Genomic DNA, 2,679 nt, shown 5'->3' on the forward strand with positions numbered 1-2,679 from the left:
TGACCTGATCGCAGCTGCCACAGGCTTCAGGCTCGTTTTTGCTGCCCATGAATGATCGGAAATACTGGTTCGACATCGAGAGAAGATATCCATGTCTGCGGTGGTCGGTGCAGGTTCTTGGCTTGCTCGCCTTGATCTGTACGGCCTTTTCGCAGGGCTATATCGATAGCGAGGGCAAGCCGGTGCTGGGGGACTTCGTTGTTTTCTGGGCGGCCTCCCATCTGGCGCTGTCCGGACATGCGGCGGATGCCTATGACATGCACAGGCTGCTCGCGGCCGAGCAGTTGGTGCAACCTTCCGTAGGGTATGGCTTTGCCTGGTATTACCTGCCGACCTTTCATTTGCTCATCCTGCCGCTGGCCTGTCTTTCCTTCTCCCAGGCCTATTTCGCCTTTTCGACCGTGTCACTGGCCGCGTATCTGGGGACGATGCGGCAGATCGCGCGGTATCTCCCCGCCGGCGCCTTGATGACCCTGTTTCCGGGCCTGTGGCTCAATTTCCTGGTTGGCCAGAATGGCTTCGTGACCGCGTCGCTGGCCGGCGCATCGCTGCTGCTGCTGAAAACAAGGCCCACCCTGTCGGGCATTTGCATCGGCCTTTTGGCCATCAAGCCTCAGCTGGCCGTGCTGTTTCCGGTCGCCTTGCTGGCCGCCAGAGCTTGGCGCACGCTGGGCGCGGCAACCCTGACGGTCGTCGTTTTCGTGAGTCTCAGCACCGTCGTGTTGGGCGTTGACAGCTTGGGTGCCGCGTTGGCCAGCCTCACGGAGGCGCAGCACAATATCGAAATCGGCAAGATGCCGCTGGCCAAGATGCCTACCGTTTTCGCCGCGATGCGTCTCCTGGGCGCGCCGATCGGCATCGCCTATCTGGCGCATGCGCTGGTCGCGATGATGGCGGCCGGGTTGGTATGGCGGGTGTGGCGGCATGTCGATGATATCCGCTTGCGGGGGGCAAGCCTGATGTCGGCAAGCTTTCTCGTCAGTCCCTACCTGCTTTACTACGATCTCACTTGGTTGCTTTTTCCGATCGCCTGGATGGTCGGATTTGCCCTGCAGACCGGCTGGCGGAAGGGCGATGCCTGGCTGCTGGCCGCCGCGTGGCTGCTGCCGGCCATCATGATGCCCATGGCCATGGTTTGGTCATTGCCAATAGCGCCTGTCGTCCTGGTTGCCCTGTTGCTGGCGGTGGCCGGAAGGGCAACGGCCCCCAATGTCACGGGCGCGGTGGCTGGCCGCGACTGATCGAAACGGGATTATGTTTTCGAGCGTGTCATGCCGTTGAAACGGTTGATGTACCTCTTCGTATTGCCGGCGCTGCTGGGCCTGCTTGCGGGCGCCTATGCCCTGACCCTGGCAACGATGGCCAAGAATCTTGCCTCAACGGACTTCTACAAGTTCTACCTTTCCAGTGCCCGCTTGCAGCAGGGGCTGTCGATGTACTGGTCCATGTCGGTGGATCAGCTCTCCTGTTGCCGCCATCCTTTGGTGTCGCCAGCGTCGGGCGAGAGTTTTTCGCTCCCCCTCCAGGTCATCGAGTCGCCAGCTTGCCTGCATGGCAACCTGAACCCGCCCTTTTTCGGCTGGTTGACCCGGCCCCTGGGGCAACTCGACCTGGCGACGGCTTGGCGTCTGTGGATGGGCCTCTCGCTGCTGGCACTGGTGGCCGCCATCCGGTTGATCACCGGCGCCGATCCGGATCGGCGCCGGTTTCCCGGCAGGTCGCTGATTCATGCCGTGGTGGTTCTCGGCTACTTTCCGGTGTTCGTGAATGTCTGGCTCGGCCAGGTCAGCTTCCTTGTTCTGTTGACGATAGCGCTGTCCTGGTCGACGCTGCGGCAGGGAAAGTCTGTCCAGTCGGCCCTGTGGCTGGGGCTTTCGGTCAGCCTGAAGCCGTTTGTCCTGCTGCTGGTCCCCCTCTATGCCCTGGCCGGACATGTGCGTGCCAGCCTGCTTGCCTTGCTGATCTGCTGCCTCTGCGCGCTGGTGGCCGGTCTGGCCCTGGGATTCGATGCCTACACCGATTATCTCTCGACCCTGGGCGGCATTGTCTGGTATGGCAATGGCTGGAATGCCTCCCTGCTGGGGGTTCTGTCGCGGGTATTTGGCTATGCCGGCTACCCCGGTTGGCTGGGGTTGCCAACCATCACCCGGCCGCTGTTCCTGGGTGTGGCGCTGCTGCTGTCGGCCCTGACCGGCTGGCTTGCCCTGAAGTATCGCAACGGGAGCACCCTCCGCTCCGCCGATGCGATTCATGCCGTCGGTCTGCCCGGCATGGTGCTGCTGAGCCCGCTGGGCTGGCTGTACTACTTCCCCTTGCTGATGCCGGCGGGTCTGCTGATCTGGCGTTACAGCTCGGAATGCCGGCATCGGATCGTCTTGAGGCTGGCGTTGCTGGCGGGCTTGCTGTTGACGGGATGGCCATCCCTGATGGTGCGGGAAGCGGAAATGAACGATCTGCCCAGCTGGCTTTGGGAGGGTAGCCGCTATTGCTATGGGCTCCTCATCGTATTTCTGGCCGCTGTCGCCGCCTTCTGGGCGCCTTCCTACAGGACGGATGCGCGTTGCGCGTTGTAAGTTCCCACGCCGGGTTGAAGCGCTGAGGGCATGAGCGGCATTTCTCCTGCAGGGACGGTGCATCGGGCGGATCCTGCTGAATGTCATTTCAAAAACAATGACTTAG

Annotated in this window: 2 protein-coding genes; both read left to right on the top strand. The window is 62.0% G+C overall.

Translation table 11 applies throughout. The features are described from left to right. Positions 1 to 47: 47 nt before the first annotated feature. A complete protein-coding gene (locus ACYQ1H_RS15330) occupies positions 48 to 1,241 on the top strand; it encodes a glycosyltransferase family 87 protein (protein WP_460028906.1) in 1,194 nt (397 codons plus the stop codon). Between the two features lie 30 nt (positions 1,242 to 1,271). After that, entirely contained in the window at positions 1,272 to 2,573 is a 1,302-nt protein-coding gene (locus tag ACYQ1H_RS15335; RefSeq protein ID WP_460028907.1) for a glycosyltransferase family 87 protein, read from the top strand. Positions 2,574 to 2,679 lie beyond the last annotated feature (106 nt).

The organism is Methyloparacoccus murrellii, from assembly GCF_054657115.1.